This window comes from Actinoplanes subglobosus (assembly GCF_042650585.1).
Classification (GTDB): domain Bacteria; phylum Actinomycetota; class Actinomycetes; order Mycobacteriales; family Micromonosporaceae; genus Actinoplanes; species Actinoplanes subglobosus.
On the sequence record NZ_JBHSBL010000018.1, the window covers coordinates 567,328 to 586,638 of the forward strand.

Genomic DNA, 19,311 nt, shown 5'->3' on the forward strand with positions numbered 1-19,311 from the left:
TTGTGCCGGGTGTCCGGTCAGCCCGCCTCCTCCGCCCACACCCGCCAGTTGTCCAGGACACCGTGCAGCGCCGGGGTCAGCCAGCCCGGAGCGGACCGCCGGAACACCCCCGGATCCATCGACCCGGCGCCCGACGGCAGCGCCCCGATCAGGTGCGGGACCAGCTCACCCAGGTTGGCCCAGTGCACCAGCTCCGGCTCGGCCGGCCACGCCCCGAGGATGACCTTGGCGTGGACCCCGCGACGGTTCAGCGCCTCCAGGGTGAGCGCCGTGTGGTTGAGCGTGCCGAGCCCGGCCCGGGCCACCACGATCGTGGCCGCGCCCAGCGTGGTCGCCAGGTCGGCGAACGTCCACGCCTCACCGGACGGCCGCAGGCCCATCGGCACCAGCAGGCCGCCGGCGCCCTCGACCAGCACCAGATCATGTTTCGCCGCCTCGGCGCGGACCGCGTCGACCACGTCGAACAGCTCCAGCGGCGGCAGGCCGGCGACCTTCGCCGCAGCGAGCGGGGCGAGGGGCTCCGGATACTCCGCCAGGGTGCGCACGGTGTCCGGTGCGGCCAGGCGGGTCACCACGTCGGCGTCGGTGGGAGCACCGGTCGCGATGCCGGTCTGACCGGGTTTGATCACGGCGACCCGGAGACCGGCCGCCTGCGCGGCGGCCGCCATCGCCGCGGTCGCGATGGTCTTGCCGACCTCGGTGTCGGTCCCGGTGACCAGCACGATTCCGTGCCATTCATGGGGATTGGCGAGCTTTTCCGTTACTTCCGGCTCGCGGTCCGCTTCCGGCTCGGCTTCGTTTTCATCCGGTACGGCCGATGGCGCCACCGCGTCGTCGGAAGAGGCTTCCTCGGGCTCGTCGTGAAGCGCCGGCGCGCTGTCCGGATCGGACTTTTCGTAGGTATCGCCCATTTCTGGTGAGTCTGGCGTTTCTGGCTTTTCGGGGGCTCCCTCCGCGGCCTTTTTGAGGGCTCCCTCCGCGGCCGGCGCGGGCCGCGGCTCCAGCCGGTGCCCGCCGCCGTGCGCCTGCAACGGGTCGGGGACGGCCGCGGCCACCCGGACCGGTGCCGGAAGCCCGTGGCCACCACCACCGCGCTCCGGACGGGGTGGCGGCGGAACCACCGAAAGATGGGAACGGTGGGTCGCCTGAGGGGGGTCGGCGGTCATGGTGCGCACTCCAGGATCACGGTCAGGGCTCGGGAGAAAGCCTCCTCGGGGACGCCCGCGTTGACGGTCAGCCGCAGTCGCGAACTGCCGTCCGGTGTCGACGGTGGCCGGAAACAGCCGACCGCCACGCCACGGTCACGGCAGTCGGCGGCCCAGGCCACGGCGGCCTCCGGCCCGGGGGCGGGCACCGACAGCACGCCGGCCGCCGGGTCACGGGCCACCAGGCCGGTGGACCGCAACGTGGCCGCGAGACGCGCGCCCCGGCGGAACAGCACGGCCCGCCGGTCGTCGGCGGACCGGGCCACCTCGACGGCGGCGAGCACGCCGGCGACCACGGCCGGGGGCGGGGCGGTGTCGTAGATGAAGCTGCGCCCGGTGTCGACCAGGTGCCGGACCAGTGCGGCCGGGCCGGCCACCACACCACCGGCGCCGCCGAGCGACTTGGACAGTGTCGCGGTGACGATCACGTCGGGCGCACCGGCCAGACCGGCGGCCGCGACCCCACCCGCGCCGGAGTCACCGAGCAGGCCGAGGGCGTGCGCGTCGTCGACGATCAGCAGAGCGCCGCGGGCCGAGGTGACCGCGTGCAGGTCGGCCAGCGGGGCGAGGTCGCCGTCGACGGAGAAGACCGACTCGGTGACGACCGCGGCCCGGCCGGGATGCGCGTCGAGGAGGGCGGCGACGGCGGCCGGATCGTTGTGCGGCACGACCCGGACCGGAAGCCCGGAAATCTTGCAGCCGTCGATCAGGGACGCATGGTTGTACGCATCGGACACGACCAGGTCACAGACCGCGGACAGCGCCCGGACCACGGCCAGGTTGGCCAGATAGCCGGAGGAGAAGACCAGCGCCGCCTCGCAGCCGATCCAGCCGGCCAGGGCGTCCTCCAGGCCGGTGTGCATGTCGGTGGTGCCGCGGACCAGCCGGGAACCGGTGGCACCCAGGCCGTAGGTCTCCAGCGCCAGCCGTGCCGCACCGACCACCCGGGGATGGTCGGAGAGACCGAGGTAGTCGTTCCCGGCGAGATCGATGACGGTGTCGCCGGGCGTCCGTGGCCGCAGCTGACGGGTCAGCCCCGCCTTGGCCCGCTCGTGGGCCAGCCGGTCGAGCGCCTCCAACCAGTCCGCCAAGACACCCCCATTGATCACCAGACTGGCAAAGTATCACCCAGCTCCGACAGTCCTACCGGACTGGGAACTCTGTAGGGTACGGGCATGCCAGAGATCCTCGACCACGCCCGTACCCGGGTGCTCGACGACGGCGCCGGCCTCGACGAGGCGGGCATCCTGCAGGTTCTTCGTCTACCCGACGAGGACCTCCCGGAGCTCCTTCAGCTCGCCCACGACGTCCGGATGAAATGGTGCGGCCCGGAGGTCGAGGTCGAGGGCATCGTCTCGCTGAAGACCGGCGGCTGTCCCGAGGACTGTCATTTCTGCTCGCAGTCGGGCCTTTTCGCATCCCCCGTCCGGGCGGTGTGGCTCGACATTCCCTCCCTCGTGGAGGCGGCGAAGCAGACCGCGGCCACCGGGGCGACCGAGTTCTGCATCGTCGCCGCCGTCCGCGGGCCGGACAAGCGCCTGATGGACCAGATGCGCGCCGGCGTGCGGGCGATCAAGGAGGCGGTCGACATCCAGGTCGCCGCCAGCCTCGGCATGCTCACCCAGGAGCAGGTCGACGAGCTCACCGAGATGGGTGTGCACCGCTACAACCACAATCTCGAGACCTGCCGCTCCTACTTCCCCAACGTGGTGACCACCCATTCATGGGAGGAGCGCTGGAGCACGCTGACCATGGTGCGCGAGTCCGGCATGGAGGTGTGCTGCGGCGGCATCCTCGGCATGGGGGAGACGCTGGAGCAGCGGGCCGAGTTCGCCGCCCAGCTGGCCGAGCTCGACCCGCACGAGGTCCCGCTCAACTTCCTCACCCCGCGGCCCGGCACCCCGTTCGGTGACCGCCCGGTGGTGGAGGGTCGCGACGCGCTGCGGGCGATCGCCGCGTTCCGGCTGGCCATGCCGCGGACCATCCTGCGCTACGCCGGCGGTCGCGAGATCACCCTCGGCGATCTCGGTACGAGGGACGGCCTGCTCGGTGGCATCAACGCGATGATCGTCGGCAACTACCTGACCACGCTGGGCCGCCCGGCGACCGCCGACCTGGAGCTCCTGCAGGACCTGAAGATGCCGGTCAAGTCCCTGTCGGCGACCTTCTGATGTATTGCGATCGGTGTGGCGAGCCCGGCATCCACCCGGAGTGTGCGAGCGCGCGTGAGCTGGAGCCGCCGCGTTACTGCTCCGACTGCCGCCGCCGGATGAAGGTGCAGGTCGTCCCGACCGGCTGGACCGCCTCCTGCGTCGAGCACGGCGAGCGCCGGGGCTGAGACCCTTGGGTGGCGGCGGGCCGGAGCTCGCCGCCACCCCTCTCACCCGATCACCAGGAGCCTCGTCGCCCGCGGTGCCGGAAGTCAGCCGGCCGTGCCGGAGGTCAGCCCACCGGGCTGTTAGCCGGTCGGTATCGGCGGAAGCCGGGCCGGCAGCGCCGGAAGTCAGCCCGAGGTGGCGGGTGTCTCGTCGCTCACCCGCGGGCCGGAGGTCCGCAGAGTGACCGTCACCATCGCGCCGTCCCGCTCGATCGGCCCGGCGCCGACCCGCCGCAGCGTGCGCAGCATCGCCGCGTTGCCGGCCCCGATGTGCGCGACCACGGCGGCGACCCCGGCCTTCGCCGCGTGGGCCCGGAGCCGCCGCAGCATCGCCGTGCCCAGGCCGCGCCGCTGCCAGTCGTCGGTCACCAGGACCCGCACCTCGCCGAGATCACCCTCGGCGAGCAGGGTCGCCATCGCCACCACGGCGCCGCCCGGGGCCACCGCCAGCAGGGTCAGCCCACCGGCCGGCTCCAGTAGGCGCCGCAGCCGGCCGTCAGCCGGGACCCCGGCGGGATAGCGCTGGCGCAGGGTCGCCGGCGAACACTCGTCGTGGAACTCGCTGACGGCGCCCGCATCGTCGGGCCCGGCGGCGCGCAGCACCATCTCGGTGCCGTCCGGCAGCAGGAGTGCCACCTGCTCGCGGTGCCGCCGGTGGACCGCGGTGGCCACCTCGACCAGCGCCTGCGCCCGGGCGAACTCGGCGGGGGTGAACGCGGGCAGTGCCCGGAGCACCTCGAGCGAACCGCCGGACGGGTCTGTCAGGGTCATCCGCCCGCCGTGGAAGCCGGGCGCGTCACCGCCCTGAGGGCGCCAGCGCACCTCGGTCGCGTCGAGGAGCGCCACCAGCGACTCACCGAGCGACTCCGGCTCGTGCACCAGCCGCCCGGCCAGCGCCAGCGACCGGGTCGGCTGATCGGCCAGCCCCTGGGCCTCGGCCCGGGCCACGAACGCCTCGCGCCCGCGGCCCTTGGCCACCGCGGCCAGCAGATCAGCCTCGGTCAGATGGTCCGGAGCGTCCACCAGGAAGTCGTCGACCGCGCCGTCCTCGGTGGTGTGCACCTGGACCGCCAGGATGTTCACCGACCGCAGGGCCAGGCTCGCGGTCAGCACCGAGAGGTAACCGGGCCGGTCGTCGACCGTCGCCCTGACTCGCCACAACGCCATGTGGGGCACTCCTTCCTCCTACTTCCAGAGTGCACCCCCGTTGTTGCGTGGGTATTGCCTGAGCTGCGAAAACCGGGGTTAGGACGGTCACACCCGGTTGGCGGCGGCAGCGGCTCCCACGGAGTCCAGCCGGTCGCCGAGGATGACGGCGGCGGCCCTGACCAGCTGGGCGACCCGGTCCACCTCGGTGACGTGGAAGGCGGCGGCGGGCAGGTCGTCCTCGTCGGTACGGGCGACGACGAGCACCAGCCCGGCACGGCCGAACGGGGCCACCGCGAATCGCGCGCCACCCGGCTCGGTCATCGGGCGGGCCCGCAGCGGGGTCACCTCGGGCAGGTGCAGCGGGGACGGGGCACGCCAGCTCGCGTAGACCACGCCGGGCCCGCTGCCGCCGCCGGAGCCGTTGCGCGCGGCCCAGTCGGCCGGGACCATGGCGGCCGCGGCCCAGTCGGCGGCGAGCAGTCCCGGAACGGCGTCGACCAGCGTGGCCAGGCCGTCCACCGGGTTCGCCGCGACCTGGGCGAGCAGCTCGGCGTCGTGGCCGCCGTTGACCGGTGCTCCTATCGCCTTCCACACGCCGTCGACCTGCACGCCCGGGATGGCGGCCAGGCCGGCGAGGAGGCGCTCGACCCGGGTCGCGCCGGGCCACACGACGGTGAAGTCGTCGACCGCGCGGCCGCCGAGCCGCTCCAGCACCACGACCTGGACGATGTCGGCGCCGGCCACCCCGAGAGTGCGCGCGACCTGCCCCAGCGCGCCGGGACGGTCCGGCAGGGTGACTCGAACCCGCAGCAACATGTAACTCCTCCCGTCGCGACGGCCGGTGGCGCCGTCCCTGTTGAACACCCTGCCCACCTGGCGTTTCGGACCCGTTGCACGGCCGTGTCCCAGCCGTCAAGCTGTCGCGTTATGCCCGGAATCACAACTCACCGTAGAAGTCCGTGCCGGTCCGGGCGGTTCACCGGTCGGGTGTCGGACAATGCCGTCCTCCCGGAGAGTGGATCACTTTCCCAGCATTCGGGAACGTGGGAGCGATAGGGTCGGGGAATGATCTGCAAGGATTGCCGGGAGCGCCGGCACGAGGACTGCCGCGGGGCGTCCTGGTGCGACTGCCAGCACCGCAAGCCCGAGCCGACACCGCCGGTCACCGGCCCGCCGGGCCCGTGATCTTCTCCCGGGACGAGCTGCTCGCCCGTTACCCTCGCGCCGATCATCCCGTCCTGCGGGCGAATTTCATCGCCAGCGCCGACGGGGCGGTCGCGGTTGACGGTCTCTCGGCCGGCCTTCAGGGTCCCGGCGACAAGGAGATCTTCGACCATCTGCGTACGGTGTGCGACGGCCTGGTCGTCGCGGCCGGCACGGTCCGGGCCGAGCGGTACGACGCGCTGCGCCTGACCGGGGCCGGCCGGGCCTGGCGGGTCTCCGCCGGGCTGCCCGAGTTCCCGCTCATGGTGATCGTCTCGGGCTCGCTCGACCTCGATCCGGAGCAGCTGATCTTCTCGGACGCGCCGATCCGGCCGATCGTGCTGACCCATCGTGGTGCGCCCGCGTCCGCTCCGGTCCGTGACGTCGCCGAGGTGATCGCGGTCGGTGACGACGAGGTCGATCTGGCCGCCGGGGTGCGGCTGCTGCACGGGCGCGGCGCGACCCAGGTGCTCTGCGAGGGCGGTCCGGGGTTGTTCGGCGCGCTGATCGCCGCCGATCTCGTCGACGAGTTGTGCCTCACGGTCGCCCCGCTGCTGGCCGGCGGCCAGGTCGGCCGCATCGCGCACGGCCCGCCCGGGTCACCGCGACGGATGTCGCTGCGGCACTCCCTGACCCATCAGGACATGCTTTTCCTGCGGTACGCCCGGAGCTGAGCGGGGCGATCGGTGCACATCAGGGCGCGCCTCCGCAATCAGGGCAAGATCTTGTGCATAACTCTGTGGATGGACACCAGAAGTTGTGGACAACGAAGGGCGCGGGCATTTTGTCGTACGTCTGAGGCACCATGATCCCCGTGTCTGACGAAACTTCCCCCGTCGGCCGGGTGCTCGGTACAGCGGACGCGACACCGCTGCAGTTCTGGACGGCCGTGACCCCGGGCAGCTACCTCCAGCTCGACGACGTCGTGGTGACCAGGCGCGATCTGCCGGACCGCGAGCCGGTGACGATCGCCGGCGTGGTCACCCAGGTGCGCGCGCGGCACGAGGGCGCCCAGTTCGACTCGGACGTGTTCGCCATCGCCGACGGCACGCTGCCCGCGATGGTGCAGGAGGCGGCCGAGATCACCACCACCCGTGTCGATCCGGAGCTCTACGTGCCGCCGGCGCCGGGTGCGGTCGTGCACCGGGCGTCGGGCGAGGCCCGTGACGCGGCGCTGCACTTCGACCGGATGGAGCGGCGGGTCCCGATGGGCACCGGCCGTGACGGGGTCCCGGTCTTCCTCAACGCCGACTTCCTCGACGGCACCCGGGGGGCGCACGTGTCGATCTCCGGCATCTCCGGGGTGGCGACCAAGACCAGTTTCGCCACGTTCCTGCTCTACTCGGTGTTCCGGTCCGGTCAGCTGGGCGCCGACGGCACCAACGCCCGCGCGCTGATCTTCAACGTCAAGGGCGAGGACCTGCTCTTCCTCGATCACCCCAACACCAAGCTGGACGACCGGACCCGCGAGGCGTATGCGTTGCTGGGCCTGCCGGCGGCACCCTTCCCGGACGTGCGGGTCTACGCGCCACCCCGGGCCGGTGACTCGTCCGGCGCGCCCGACGTGGCCAGCCGGCTGACCGGGGTCGACGCGTTCTACTGGACGCTCGCCGAGTTCTGCGAGCAGAAACTGCTGCCCTACGTGTTCGCCGACGCCGACGACGAGCGCCAGCAGTACACGATGGTCGTCCACTCGGTGACCGCCCACCTCAACCGGTATGCGGTGCCCGCCGAGGGCGGCATCAGCATCGACGGCAAGCGGATCAGCTCGTACCAGGACCTGGTGGACCACGTCGTCGAGCAGCTCACCGACGACGAGACCCGGTCCACCTGGGCGGGCAGCGCGGTCAACATGGGCACGGTCAACGCGTTCGCCCGGCGGCTGATCGGCAGCAAGCGCGACCTGTCCCGGCTGATCCGCGGTGACCTGGCGCAGCGCCGCCCGCACCGGATCAAGACGGCCGACAGCGCCCAGGTGACCGTGGTCGACCTGCACAACCTGCCGGACCGGGCGCAGCGGTTCGTGGTCGGTGTGACGCTGAAGACCGAGTTCGAGGAGAAGGAGAAGTCGGGCACCGGCCGCCCGCTGTTGTTCGTGGTCCTCGACGAGCTGAACAAGTATGCCCCCCGCGAGGGCTCCTCCCCGATCAAGGAGGTGCTGCTCGACATCGCCGAGCGTGGCCGTTCGCTCGGGGTGATCCTGATCGGCGCCCAGCAGACCGCGAGCGAGGTCGAGCGGCGGATCGTGACGAACTCGGCGATCCGCGTGGTCGGCCGTCTCGACCCGGCCGAGGCGTCGAGGCCGGAGTACGGGTTCCTGCCCCCGGCCATGCGCCAGCGTGCCCTGCTGGCCCGGCCGGGCACGATGTTCGTGAACCAGCCGGACATCCCGGTCCCGCTCTGTGTCGAGTTCCCGTTCCCGGCGTGGGCCACCCGCAAGTCGGAGTCCGGGCCGCCGCCGGCCGAGACGCTCCGGTCGATCGTCCAGGGCGCCGACCCCTTCGCGGTGATAGGCGGGCGACCAGGGGGCGACGACGACATTCCCTTCTAGCGAGCGGACTAGGGTTCAGCGATGCGCATCCTGCACACCTCCGACTGGCACGTCGGCAAGGTTCTCAAGGGCAAGAACCGCAATGAGGAGCACATCAAGGTTCTCGCCCAGGTCGTCGAGATCGCCCGGGCCGAGCGCCCCGATCTGGTGATCGTGGCCGGTGATCTCTACGACACCGCCGCGCCGACCGCCGAGGCGACCCGGCTGGTGACCCGCGCCCTGTCCGCGTTGCGCAAGACCGGCGCCCGGGTGGTGGCGATCGGCGGCAACCACGACAACGGGGCCGCTCTCGACGCGTTGCGCCCGTGGGCCGACGCCGCCGGGATCGAGCTGCGGGGGTCGTACCCCAAGGGTGATCTGAATGATCTTCTGATCGAGGGGACGACCGAGGGCGGTGAGCGGTGGCGGCTCGTCGCGCTGCCGTTCCTCTCCCAGCGGTATGCGATCCGGGCCGCCGAGATGTACGAGCTCACCGCCGCCGAGGCCAATCAGACCTACGCCGACCTGGTCGCCCGCCTGATCGCCAAGCTCAGTGAGCCGTTCTCGGAGCCCGGAGCGGTCAACCTGCTCACCGCTCACCTGACGATCGTCGGCGCCAGTACCGGCGGCGGCGAGCGCGAGGCGCACACGATCATGGGGTATGCCGTGCCGGCCACCGTGTTCCCGGCGAACGCGCACTACGTCGCCCTGGGCCACCTGCACCGGAACCAGACGGTGATCTCCCCGTGCCCGACGAGGTACTGCGGCAGTCCGCTCGCCGTCGACTTCGGCGAGGAGGAGAACGTCTGCTCGGTCGCGATCGTCGACGTCTCCACCGACAAGGCGGCTCATGTCCGCGATGTGCCGGTGACCTCGGCGCTCACCCTGCGGACCGTGCGCGGCACGCTGGAGCAGCTCGCCACGGTGAACCTTCCGGACGCCTGGTTGCGTGTCCTGGTGCGGGAAGCGCCCCGGCCCGGCCTCCGCGAGGACGTGCAGGAGCTCCTGCCGAACGCTCTGGAGGTGCGCATCGACCCGGACATGCTGCCGAGCCGTGACGGCGCCCGCAGCGCCGAGCGGGCCGGCCGGTCCCCGCGCGAGCTCTTCGGCGACTACCTGGACAGTCGCGGTAACGCCGAGGAGGGCGTCCGCGAGCTCTTCGACGCGCTGTACGACGAGGTGAGCAGCAACAAATGAGGCCACTGAGGCTCGACATGGCCGGGTTCACGGTCTTCCGGGACCAGACGACCGTGGACTTCACCGACGCCGACTACTTCGCCCTGGTCGGCCCGACCGGCTCGGGCAAGTCCACCGTGCTGGACGCGATCTGTTTCGCCCTCTACGGCACCGTCCCCCGGTGGGGTGGCGCGCGGGGGATCGGCAACGCCCTCGCGCCGTCGTCGGCCGAGGCCCGGGTGCGCCTGGTCTTCGAGTCGGCCGGCGACCGGTTCGTGGCGACCCGGGTGGTCCGCCGGGACGGCCGGGGCAACGTGAAGACGGCGGGAGCCGGGCTGCAGCTGATGCCGCCCGGCTTCGACGTCACCAAGCTCGACACCGGGATGGACCTGGCGGACCTGGGTGAGGTGCTGGCCGGCACCCCGGCCGAGATGGACGCCGCCGTGCTGGACGCGGTGGGCCTGCCCTACGAGCAGTTCACCAGCTGTGTGGTGCTGCCGCAGGGCCAGTTCGCCGACTTCCTGCACGCGAAACCGGCGACCCGGCAGCAGATCCTGGTCAACCTGCTGGGCCTGCACGTCTACGAGGAGGTGCAGGTCAAGGCGGCGGAGCGGGGCAAGGGGGCGGAGGCCAAGCTGACCGTGGTCGAGCAGCAGCTCGGTGCCCTGGAGGACGCCACCGACGAGGCCGTCGGGCAGGCCGCCGCCGAGCTGGAGCGGATGCGGGCGCTGACCGTCGCGGTGGAGGCCGCCGTGCCGGGACTGCGCACCGCCCGGGAGGCCGAGGTGGCCGCGTCCGATGCACGGGACGCGCTGGATGCCGAGCTCGCGGCGCTCGGCTCGGTGCGTACCCCCGCCGGTCTGGAGGAGGCGGCCGGCGCGGTCGCCGCGGCGCGGGAGTCCGCCGACCGGGCCGCCGCCGAGGTGCACGCGGCCGAGGAGGCCGAGGAGAAGGTCCGCGGTGAGCTGACCGCGGCGGGCGATCCCGGGCAGCTCCGGGTGGCGCTGGACCGGCACACCGAGCTGGGCCGCCTGATCGAGCAGGAGGAGTGGTTCGCCGGCAAGGTGTCGGTGGCCGACGTCGAGTATCGGGACACCCAGGCCGCTGCCGAGCTGGCCCACGCCCAGCACCTCGGCGCCCAGCAGCTGCTGGAGCAGGCCCGCCAGGACTACCGGGACGCCCAGCAGCGGGACCGGGCGGCGGCGCTGCGCGGTCACCTGAACGCCGGGGACGCCTGCCCGGTCTGCGAGCAGACGGTGGGCGTGGTGCCGCAGGTGCCGCAGGAGTCCGCGGTCCGGCTGGCCGAGCAGGCCGGCAAGGTGGCCAGCGAGGAGGCCGAGTCGGCCCAGGCCCGCTGGCGCGAGCGGGACGCGATCGCCCGCAACGCGGCGTTCGACCTGGAGCGCAAGCGCGGGCAGTACGAGCATCACCTGACCCGGCTCGCCGAGGTCCGCAAGGCCGTCGAAGCGCTGCCCGGGGTCGAGTCGCTGCAGCAGCGGCTGACCGAGCTGGGCGCGCTCCAGCGCCGGTTGGAGGGCGCCGGCACGGCGGTGCGCGGGGCCCGGGAGGCGCTGCGCACCGCACAGTCGGTGGTCCGGTCGGCTGAGGAGCGGCAGCGGACCGCCTGGCGCACCTTCGACTCGGTCCGGGACGGACTGGCCCGGTTCGGCCCGCCGCCGGCCGACCGGGACGACCTGGCCGGCGCCTGGCACGCGCTGGTCGGCTGGGCCGCCGGGGAGCACGGCCGGCGCCGGGCGGCGCGGGACGAGGCGGAGAGCCGGGTGGCCGCCGCGCACCAGGAGACGGTGCGGGCCCGGGCCGACATCGTCGACCTGTTCATCGCGGCCGGTGTGCCCGGCCCGGCGTCCCCGGACGAGGCCGGGCTGATCCGGGCCGCGGCGGTGACCGCCGAGCGGGCCGGTGCGGCCTGGCAGCGGCTGACCGAGCGCCGGGAGCAGGCCCGTGCCGCGCTGGAGCAGCGGGACGCGTTGCTGCGGGAGAGCCGGGTGGCCAAATCCCTGGCCGGGCACCTGCGGGCCAACAACTTCGAGCGCTGGCTGCTGGAGGAGGCGCTGGACCTGCTGGTCGACGGGGCGTCCCGGATCCTGCGGGAGCTGACCGGCGGGCAGTACGAGTTGATGCACGAGAAGGGCGAGTTCTCCGTCGTGGACCACCACGACGCGGGGCTGCGGCGTGGCGTGCGGACGCTCTCCGGCGGCGAGACGTTCCAGGCCTCGCTGGCGCTGGCGCTGGCCCTCTCCGAGCAGCTGGCCGGGATGAGCACCACCGCGGCCAGCCTGGAGTCGATCGTGCTGGACGAGGGCTTCGGCACCCTGGACGCGGCCACCCTCGACGTGGTCGCGGCGACCCTGGAGAACCTGGCGGCCCGTGGCGACCGGATGGTCGGGCTGGTCACCCACGTGCACGCGCTCGCCGAGCGGGTGCCGGTCCGGTTCGAGGTGCACAAGGACGCACGTACCGCCCACGTGGAGAGGGTCGGCCTGTGACCAGGATGTTCGTCGACGCGTGGGACCCGTCCTACGGCTCCTCCTTCGAGGGCGACAACGGTGGGGACGGGCCGGGCTCGTCCAGCAGCGCCCAGGTCGACGTCGACGTCGAGGTGCCGGCCGCCGAGTGGGCGCCGATCGACGTGTCCCGGTCGGCGACGGTCCCGGAAGTGGTGTTCCTGGTCGACGGGGTGCGGCGGAACGACGCCGGGCTGTGGACGGCCGAGGACGACGGCACCTCCTATGCCGGGCTGGCCGCGTCGTACGCGGCCGGGGTGGTCCGGTGCGACCTGGCCCGGGGCGCCGCCGAGCTGGTCGGCGCACGGGTGAGTCGTGGCCTCTTCACGGCCAGTCCGTCGGCGACCGACGTGCAGGCCGGTTCGGTGCGCTACGAGGTGCACCGGGTCGGCGGCAACGGGGAGGCGAGCAAGCTGCCGGCGGCCGTCCAGGGCCCGCTGACGGCGCTGGAGATCGAGATCTCGGCGGCCGCCCGGGACGGCGGCTCGGACGGGGCCGATCTGCTCGTGGTGGACGGACCGTTGCGCAACCGACGGCAGCTGCCCCGGACGATCGGCTACGTGAAGACGCAGCAGAAGCACTACCTGCCGGCCGCGCAGGAGGCGATCGTGCCCCGGCTGCGCCCGAGCCAGCGGACCCCGGTGTTCCATCTGGGGTCGGTGTGGGGCGGCTGGTCGTGGTATCTGAGGTTGCCCGGTTCGTCGGGCGCGCCGTGGTCGGGCATCGTGCGGGTGGAGTGCTCGCCGGAGCTGACCGCGGAGCAGGCGATCGAGCTGGCCGAGGTGTCGGTGGCGACGCTGCCGCGGTTCGCCTCGTCGGCGTACAAGGACCCCCGTGCCCCGCAGAACCTGGTGCCGATCGCGGGCCTGGAGCGGCGCCTGCGGGGGATGCTCGGCGACGCCCGGGTCCTGCACCGTGCGTTGGCGTTGGCGACCAGTCACACCCGCTGAGGACCGCACTCTCTGTGCTCGTGCACACATCCTTCCCGTCCAGTGGACCGGGGCGATCTCAGAAAAGTTCGCTCCGTCCCGCTGGGTGAGAAGTCGATCCGCATCCCGGAACGCTGTCGGCGGTTCGGCCGCGACGTTGTGCCGACCCGCTCGCGGTGGTCGCGGAGTGGTCGCCGGCGCAGGGCCGGGAACTGCGGAATCGGGAATGGGAGCGCTCCCCTACGGGTGTCGCCCGAAAGGGTCCGACCGGCATTCGAGCATCACCCGTTCGGCTCGCCGGAGCGCTCATTCACCACAGATTACGCACGCATGACAACGGAACGGAATCGTAAGTTCACGCTGCGAGATCGCGCTCTCTACGGACGGCGAGAATTATTCTCGGGGACATGTCCAGGGTCGAATGTCACTGAGTATCATTCGCCCTTACCTGGCGTCCCAATCGGCGTTGATCAATACGGAGGGTGATCGGCGGCGTGGGCACGCCCTCCCTCTCGAACGCAGCGGAGGACCGTTGAGACCAAGTGTCCCGGAAATTCTCGCCCCGGCTTTGATCCCGGCCGGGCCTCCCGGCCGTATATCGGGCGACGGGGAAAGGTCCGGGCGGAGGTATCGATGCATGCGGTGGCCGAGGATCGGCTCGCGCCGGAGAGGGTGCGTGTGATGGCACGGCAACACTCCGGTGGTAGGTGGCAGGCTCTCGACGGCGGCAACAACCGCGACGAGGGCACGGTGATCCCGCGGCAGTCGCCGCGGCACGAGGCCGCTCCCAGCAGCACGCCCGGACACGAGGACACGCTCGTCCGGTTGCTGTACGAGGAGCACGCCGGTCCTCTGCTGATGTTCGTCCTGCGGCTGACCGGTGGTGACCGGCAGCGCGCGGAGGACATCGTGCAGGAGACGCTGCTCCGTGCCTGGCGCAACGCGCACCGGCTCGGCGCACAGGGGCAGCAGTCGCTGCGCCCGTGGCTGGTGACGGTCGCCCGGCGTATCGCCATCGACGAGCATCGCAGCGCCAACGCCCGTCCCGCCGAGACGTATGATCGGGAGCTGGAGAGCTTCCCGACCACGTCCGACGAGACCGACAAGGTTCTGCAGTCGATGACGGTGTCGGACGCGCTCCGGCAGCTCAGCCATTCGCATCGGGAGATTCTCATCGAGACCTACTTCCGCGGACGCACGGTGCCGGAGGCGGCCGAGGCACTGAACCTGCCTCTCGGCACGGCGAAGTCGCGGGTCTACTACGCGCTGCGTGCTCTGCGTACGGCGCTCCAGCAGCGGGGGGTGACGGAATGACGCAGGACCAGCACTACGACGTCGCGTCCTACGCCCTCGGCATCCTGGACGATCGTGACGCCGCCAGCTTCGAGGACCACCTGATCGACTGCGCGCAGTGTGCGTACGAGCTCGAGTCGTTCGTCGAGGTGGCCGACGTCCTGGCGACCGTCGACGGCGAGGCCTTCGAGGCCGCCGAGCGGGCCGAGCGTGACGGCGCCGTGCTGAACAAGATGCTGCGCGAGGTCGGCGTCGAGCGGCAGCGGGCCAACAGCCGTCGTCTCTACTCGCTGGCCGCCGCCGTGGTGGTCTTCGCGATGCTGTCCATCGGTGCGCTCTTCGCCGGCGGCCAGTGGCTCGCTCCGGACGGTGGCTCGGGCACGCCCGCCACCCCGGCCGAGGCGGGCAACCAGCTGGACCCGCTGCCCGTGGGCGGGGTCAACATCGGTGGCACCAAGCTGCCCGGTGAGAACTACACCGGCAGCAACACCCGGACGGGTGTCAGCGCCGTGGTCGGCCTGCTGAAGAAGGACTGGGGCACCCAGGTCTCCTTCGCGGTCGCCGGTGTCACCGGGCCGAAGGAGTGCGCCCTGTTCCTGGTCCGCCGGGACGGCACCTCGGAGAAGGTCGCCGCCTGGACGGTCGGGGAGAAGGGCTGGGGTACGGCTGCCAACAAGGAGCCGCTGATGCTCCAGGCCGTCACGTCCACCCCGGTCGACGACATCGCCCACGTGCAGGTGCAGGAGATCACGGACAGCGGCGCGGGGGACACCCTGGTTCGCGTTCCGTAACCGTACGAACACGGAAATGGCCCGGTCGCTCAGCGACCGGGCCATTTTTCATGCCGGGGTTCTTCTTTTACGTGCCGGACGGCCGGAAGGTTCAACCGAAAAATCATTGATTTGATCGACCCGAATGTTCAACCGTCTTGAACCTGTCTCCGTACTACTGCCCGGAAATGCCAGAGCCATGTATCAGCTGGAGGGCCCCGTGGCACCGGAGAAGCGGAAGTTGAAGGTTCTCGGCGCGTCGTTGGTTGCGGCGTTCGCACTGACAGGCTGCGCCCCGGCCGGATTCGAACCCGCCGACTACGGCAACGCCGCTGAGCCGGCGTCCAACGATGTGGTGGCGACGCCGGGTGCGACCGCCGGAGCAGAGCCCGAGACGGACCCGAGCGCCGAGGCGACGGCCGAGGCCGCGCCGGGTGACGCGAACACCCCGGAGATCAGCGAGGAGCTGACCACCACCGAGCTCAAGGCCACCAAGGTCGCCCGGATGGGCACGACGGTTCAGGACCAGAACGGCTTCGTCCTCTACCGCTTCGACAAGGACGAGGACAGCCCGGCCAAGTCGAACTGCAACGACGACTGCGCCAAGATCTGGCCCGCGGCGCTCACCAACGACGGCGAGCCGAAGCTGACCGGCGTGGACGAGTCCCTCGTCGGCACCGTCACCCGCGAGGACGGCACCAAGCAGCTGACCCTCAAGGGCTGGCCGCTCTACCGCTACATCGGCGACAAGAAGCCGGGTCAGTGGAAGGGCCAGAACGTCAGCGGCACCTGGTTCGTCATCCAGCCGAACGGCACCAAGAACCTGACCTGCCTCCCCGCGGTCTCCAAGCCGGTCGCTCCCCCCGCCGACGACACCTCGGGTGACGCCGGCGGCGACTACAGCTACTGACCCGGCACTGGCAGCGGAAAGGTAGGAGGACGAGATGAGGACCCGCCGTATTCCCCGATGGCTGGTCGCCACGCTGGCTCTGTCCCTGGCGTTCATGGTGACGCCGGCCGGGACGGCCCACGCCGCCGATACCCCGGTGGTGCCCGTGCCGCCGAACACCGGCCTCACCGACAGCGGCGCCGGCGTCGTCAGTGCCGCCGACCGTGACTTCGTGGTCAAGGTTCGCCTGGCCGGCCTCTGGGAGATCCCCGCCGGGAACATGGCGGCGGTCAAATCGAAGAACCCGGTCGTCAAGAAGATCGGGGCGGACATCGCCCTGCAGCACGTCTCGCTCGACGCCCTGGACCGTGCGGTCGCCGCGAAGCTCGGCATCATGCTGCCGAACCAGCCGAACGGCAACCAGCAGGCCTGGCTGAACGAGATGGAGAACGCCGCGACCCCGGAGCAGTTCGACCAGATCTTCATCGATCGGCTCCGTGCCGCCCACGGCGGCATCTTCCCGGCCATCGCCACCATCCGGGGCACCACCCGCAACGACTCGGTCCGCAAGCTCGCGCAGCAGACCAACCAGTTTGTGCTGACGCACATGACGCTGCTGGAGAGCAGCAAGATCGTCGACTACGCGGCGCTGCCCACAGCGCCGGCGCCGGCGGCGGCCGCTGGTCAGGGCCCCGTGCCCATCGACAACCAGATGCTGGTTGCCGCAACCGAGGGCGAGAACGTGCCCGGCCTCAGCAACACCGTGATCCTGTTGGTCCTCGCTGCCGCGCTGGTGGTCGGGGTCGTCACCACCATGCGCATCTTCCGCGCGCGGTAGGTCAAACATCGCCCACCCACGGCGACAGAGAAAGGTGTCACCCATGCGAAGGTCCAAGTACCGGCGCGCCAATTCCCCGGCGTGGTTCAGCGGTCGGCGCCGCGTAGTCGTCGTCGCCGCTGCCGCCCTGGCCGCGTTCGGTGGCGTCGTGACCGTCACGCAGATCTCCAGCGCGAGCACTGAGGACAAGGTCACTGACCAGGCCCTCGCCGCCTGTGAGAACCTGCAGGCCCCGGCCCGGTCACGCCTGTCCACCCAGACCCGGAAGGGCACGTACACCACGAACAACGGCCGGGTCACGCAGCACGCGGACGACGGTGCCGGCGACGTGGCGACGACCGCCCAGGTCCAGGCTCGCTGCCGTGAGTGGGTCATGAACAACGTGGCCAACGCCGACGCGAACACCCTGGCCCGCCGTGGCCGTGGCAACAACAACGGCGGCAACAACAACAACGGTGGCAACCAGGGCAACAACAACGGCGGTAACAACAACGGCGGTAACAACAACGGCGGCAACGCCAGTGCCAGCGCCGCTCCCAGCCCGGCCGCCACCACCGCGCCCGCCAACAACGGCGGCAACAACAACGGTGGCAACCAGGGCAACAACAACGGTGGTAACAACAACGGCGGGAACCAGAACCCGCCGGCCGCCACCACGCCGCCCCCCGGCGCCGGCCTCGGTGTCCTCACCAACAGCTGCGACACCAGCCAGCTCGAGGACCACGACGGTTTCCAGAAGGGCAACCGGTGCGTCTCGACCGAGTTCGGTGAGGTCGGTGCGGCCGCGAACAACCCGACCCTGCTGATCACGAACGCGCCCCGCCAGGTGAACCGGAACACCCCGTTCACCATCCAGGTGAGCACCCGCAACCTGATCCGGGACCGCTTCCTCGCGGCCGGCCAGGGCGGTTACTACGTGGAGTCCAGCGTGCTCCAGGGCGGCCTGGTCCGCGGTCACTTCCACACCGCGTGCCGGATCCTGGACAACCGCAACGCCGCTCCCGCTCCGGACCCGGTCCCGGCGTTCTTCGTCGCGACCGAGGACAGCCGCGGTGGCGCTCAGCCGGACACCGTCGCCATCCAGGTGCCGGGCCTGCCCCAGGCGGGCGAGTTCCAGTGCTCCTCGTGGGCCGGTGACGGTTCGCACCGTATCCCGATGATGGAGCGCGCCAACCAGACGCCGGCCTTCGACTCGATCCGCGTCCGGGTCCGCTGACCGGCACGACCACTTACCGCGGAACCGGCGTCGTTCCGCCGGAGCTGAACCGGTCCGGGTTCTGCCGAACCCGGACCGGGCCCCCCATCAGCCCCGGCGGCCGTCCTTCCCCCTGCCGGACGGTCGGCGGCGGTTCCGCACAGTGTGACCGGACCTTTCTCGGGTGTCCGGTCACGGCCCGATGGCCCTGACCCCGGAGCACGGTCAGGGCCATCGGCGTGCCCGCCCTCGGGCGGTGCGAGATGGCATAGTTGCGCGGTGACCGTGACCCGCCGGCTGAGCCCTCCGGAGCGGTATGCCTTCGGCCCCTCGGTGCGGCCTCTGCTGGTGCCGAAACACGATCCGTGCGGCGTCGTTCGCGAGGACGGGTTCTGGCTGGCCATGCGTACGCCGCAGGGTCCGGCCACTCTTCATCTTGCCCGCTCCGCCGGGGAGCTCGTGGCGACCGCCCACGGGCCCGGCGCGACCTGGGCCGCCGACCGCGCGGACGCGATCGCCGGTCTCCGCGACGATGTGAGCGGCCTCCCGGCCCTCGCGGCGCGGCATCCGCTGATCGAGCGCCTGGCCAGAACCTTCTCGGGGGTACGGCTACCCGCCACCGGCCGGGTCTTCCCACGTCTGCTGCGCGCGATCCTGGAGCAGAAGGTGACCGGCAAGGAGGCACACCGGTCGTACCGGGCGGTCTGCCGGCACTTCGGTGAGCCCGCGCCCGGCCCGGCCGATCTGGTGCTGCCCCCGGATCCGGCGGCCGTGGCGGCCACCCCGTACTGGGTGTTCCATCCGTTCGGTGTGGAGCAGCGCCGCACCCAGGCCCTGCTGCGTGCCGCTCAGGTCGCCGCCCGGCTGGAGGAGTGCGCCGACGCGGCCGAGGCGACGGCGCGGATGACGGCGCTGCCGGGGATCGGCCCATGGACCGCTGCCGAGACGGTGCGCCTGTCGCACGGCGATGCGGACGCGGTCAGTGTGGGTGATTTCCACATCCCCAACACGGTGGCGTATGCGCTGGCCGGTGAGGCGCGGGGCACCGACGAGCGGATGCTGGAGCTGCTGGAGCCGTTCCGCGGGCACCGTGGCCGGGTCTGCGATCTGCTGGCACTGGGCGGGATCAGCGCCCCGAAGTTCGGTCCCCGGATGCCGCTGCGGTCGTTCTCCAGGTTCTGACCCGCATCGGTCGCTAAGTTGTTCGGGAATGTGTGATTTGTCCCGAAGGG

At 71.7% G+C, this 19,311-nt stretch carries 17 protein-coding genes; 13 read left to right on the plus strand and 4 right to left on the minus strand.

What is annotated here, in order from left to right; genetic code table 11:
- Positions 1-17: 17 nt before the first annotated feature.
- Both bioD and ACFO0C_RS24525 read right to left on the minus strand, forming a co-directional pair.
- Positions 18-725, minus strand: a complete 708-nt coding sequence (gene bioD / locus ACFO0C_RS24520; RefSeq protein ID WP_378069146.1) for a dethiobiotin synthase — start codon at positions 723-725, stop codon at positions 18-20.
- Positions 726-1,162: 437 nt separating this feature from the next.
- Positions 1,163-2,296 (minus strand): 8-amino-7-oxononanoate synthase, encoded by a 1,134-nt coding sequence (locus tag ACFO0C_RS24525; RefSeq protein ID WP_378068986.1) that lies wholly within the window; start codon positions 2,294-2,296, stop codon positions 1,163-1,165.
- Between the two features lie 84 nt (positions 2,297-2,380).
- Between ACFO0C_RS24525 and bioB the strand changes: the two genes are divergently transcribed.
- Together bioB and bsaP are read left to right on the plus strand one after the other, a co-directional pair.
- Entirely contained in the window at positions 2,381-3,376 is a 996-nt protein-coding gene (bioB, locus tag ACFO0C_RS24530) for a biotin synthase BioB (RefSeq protein ID WP_378068987.1), read from the plus strand.
- The gene (bsaP, locus tag ACFO0C_RS24535; protein ID WP_378068988.1) at positions 3,376-3,543 is read left to right on the plus strand and encodes a biotin synthase auxiliary protein BsaP; all 168 of its coding nucleotides are present in this window, start codon (positions 3,376-3,378) and stop codon (positions 3,541-3,543) included. Before bioB ends, bsaP begins: the two co-directional genes overlap by 1 nt.
- A 165-nt stretch (positions 3,544-3,708) precedes the next feature.
- Here the strand turns inward: bsaP and ACFO0C_RS24540 are convergent, their stop codons facing one another.
- Positions 3,709-4,749, minus strand: a complete 1,041-nt coding sequence (locus ACFO0C_RS24540) for a GNAT family N-acetyltransferase (protein WP_378068989.1) — start codon at positions 4,747-4,749, stop codon at positions 3,709-3,711.
- A gap of 87 nt (positions 4,750-4,836) precedes the next feature.
- On the minus strand, positions 4,837-5,547 hold the full coding sequence (locus tag ACFO0C_RS24545; protein ID WP_378069147.1) for an amino acid-binding protein: 711 nt from the start codon (positions 5,545-5,547) through the stop codon (positions 4,837-4,839).
- Positions 5,548-5,915: 368 nt separating this feature from the next.
- On the opposite strand from ACFO0C_RS24545, the gene ACFO0C_RS24550 reads away from it, so the two are divergent.
- From ACFO0C_RS24550 to ACFO0C_RS24600, 11 genes are all read left to right on the plus strand, one after another.
- Positions 5,916-6,608 carry a pyrimidine reductase family protein gene (locus ACFO0C_RS24550; protein WP_378069148.1) on the plus strand — a complete coding sequence of 231 codons (693 nt, stop codon included), beginning with the start codon at positions 5,916-5,918 and terminating at the stop codon, positions 6,606-6,608.
- 131 nt (positions 6,609-6,739) lie between these two features.
- Positions 6,740-8,485, plus strand: coding sequence for an ATP-binding protein (locus ACFO0C_RS24555; protein WP_378068990.1), 1,746 nt, complete (start codon positions 6,740-6,742; stop codon positions 8,483-8,485).
- A gap of 21 nt (positions 8,486-8,506) precedes the next feature.
- Positions 8,507-9,661, plus strand: coding sequence for an exonuclease SbcCD subunit D (locus ACFO0C_RS24560; RefSeq protein WP_378068991.1), 1,155 nt, complete (start codon positions 8,507-8,509; stop codon positions 9,659-9,661).
- The gene (locus ACFO0C_RS24565) at positions 9,658-12,147 is read left to right on the plus strand and encodes an AAA family ATPase (protein ID WP_378068992.1); all 2,490 of its coding nucleotides are present in this window, start codon (positions 9,658-9,660) and stop codon (positions 12,145-12,147) included. Before ACFO0C_RS24560 ends, ACFO0C_RS24565 begins: the two co-directional genes overlap by 4 nt.
- Entirely contained in the window at positions 12,144-13,115 is a 972-nt protein-coding gene (locus ACFO0C_RS24570) for a hypothetical protein (RefSeq protein WP_378068993.1), read from the plus strand. Before ACFO0C_RS24565 ends, ACFO0C_RS24570 begins: the two co-directional genes overlap by 4 nt.
- A 612-nt stretch (positions 13,116-13,727) precedes the next feature.
- Positions 13,728-14,408: a sigma-70 family RNA polymerase sigma factor gene (locus ACFO0C_RS24575; protein WP_093619758.1), complete on the plus strand. Its 681-nt coding sequence runs from the start codon at positions 13,728-13,730 to the stop codon at positions 14,406-14,408.
- A complete protein-coding gene (locus tag ACFO0C_RS24580; protein ID WP_378068994.1) occupies positions 14,405-15,178 on the plus strand; it encodes a hypothetical protein in 774 nt (257 codons plus the stop codon). Before ACFO0C_RS24575 ends, ACFO0C_RS24580 begins: the two co-directional genes overlap by 4 nt.
- Positions 15,179-15,356: 178 nt before the next feature.
- Complete coding sequence (locus ACFO0C_RS24585) at positions 15,357-16,067, plus strand: hypothetical protein (protein WP_378068995.1); 711 nt, start codon at positions 15,357-15,359, stop codon at positions 16,065-16,067.
- A 34-nt stretch (positions 16,068-16,101) separates the two neighbouring features.
- Positions 16,102-16,884, plus strand: a complete 783-nt coding sequence (locus ACFO0C_RS24590) for a DUF4142 domain-containing protein (RefSeq protein ID WP_378068996.1) — start codon at positions 16,102-16,104, stop codon at positions 16,882-16,884.
- Positions 16,885-16,927: 43 nt separating this feature from the next.
- A complete protein-coding gene (locus ACFO0C_RS24595; RefSeq protein WP_378068997.1) occupies positions 16,928-18,100 on the plus strand; it encodes a Pecanex-like protein 1 in 1,173 nt (390 codons plus the stop codon).
- A gap of 258 nt (positions 18,101-18,358) precedes the next feature.
- Positions 18,359-19,261: a DNA-3-methyladenine glycosylase family protein gene (locus ACFO0C_RS24600; RefSeq protein WP_378068998.1), complete on the plus strand. Its 903-nt coding sequence runs from the start codon at positions 18,359-18,361 to the stop codon at positions 19,259-19,261.
- Positions 19,262-19,311: the final 50 nt, after the last annotated feature.

Bases quoted from the DNA above. Each gene is read 5' to 3' on its own strand.
- bioB (WP_378068987.1), top strand. From the start codon at position 2,381: ATGCCAGAGATCCTCGACCACGCCCGTACCCGGGTGCTCGACGACGGC.
- ACFO0C_RS24585 (WP_378068995.1), top strand. From the start codon at position 15,357: ATGTATCAGCTGGAGGGCCCCGTGGCACCGGAGAAGCGGAAGTTGAAG.
- ACFO0C_RS24555 (WP_378068990.1), top strand. From the start codon at position 6,740: ATGATCCCCGTGTCTGACGAAACTTCCCCCGTCGGCCGGGTGCTCGGT.
- bsaP (WP_378068988.1), top strand. From the start codon at position 3,376: ATGTATTGCGATCGGTGTGGCGAGCCCGGCATCCACCCGGAGTGTGCG.
- ACFO0C_RS24540 (WP_378068989.1), bottom strand. From the start codon at position 4,749: ATGGCGTTGTGGCGAGTCAGGGCGACGGTCGACGACCGGCCCGGTTAC.
- ACFO0C_RS24560 (WP_378068991.1), top strand. From the start codon at position 8,507: ATGCGCATCCTGCACACCTCCGACTGGCACGTCGGCAAGGTTCTCAAG.
- ACFO0C_RS24575 (WP_093619758.1), top strand. From the start codon at position 13,728: ATGCATGCGGTGGCCGAGGATCGGCTCGCGCCGGAGAGGGTGCGTGTG.
- ACFO0C_RS24590 (WP_378068996.1), top strand. From the start codon at position 16,102: ATGAGGACCCGCCGTATTCCCCGATGGCTGGTCGCCACGCTGGCTCTG.
- ACFO0C_RS24545 (WP_378069147.1), bottom strand. From the start codon at position 5,547: ATGTTGCTGCGGGTTCGAGTCACCCTGCCGGACCGTCCCGGCGCGCTG.
- ACFO0C_RS24580 (WP_378068994.1), top strand. From the start codon at position 14,405: ATGACGCAGGACCAGCACTACGACGTCGCGTCCTACGCCCTCGGCATC.
- ACFO0C_RS24565 (WP_378068992.1), top strand. From the start codon at position 9,658: ATGAGGCCACTGAGGCTCGACATGGCCGGGTTCACGGTCTTCCGGGAC.
- ACFO0C_RS24595 (WP_378068997.1), top strand. From the start codon at position 16,928: ATGCGAAGGTCCAAGTACCGGCGCGCCAATTCCCCGGCGTGGTTCAGC.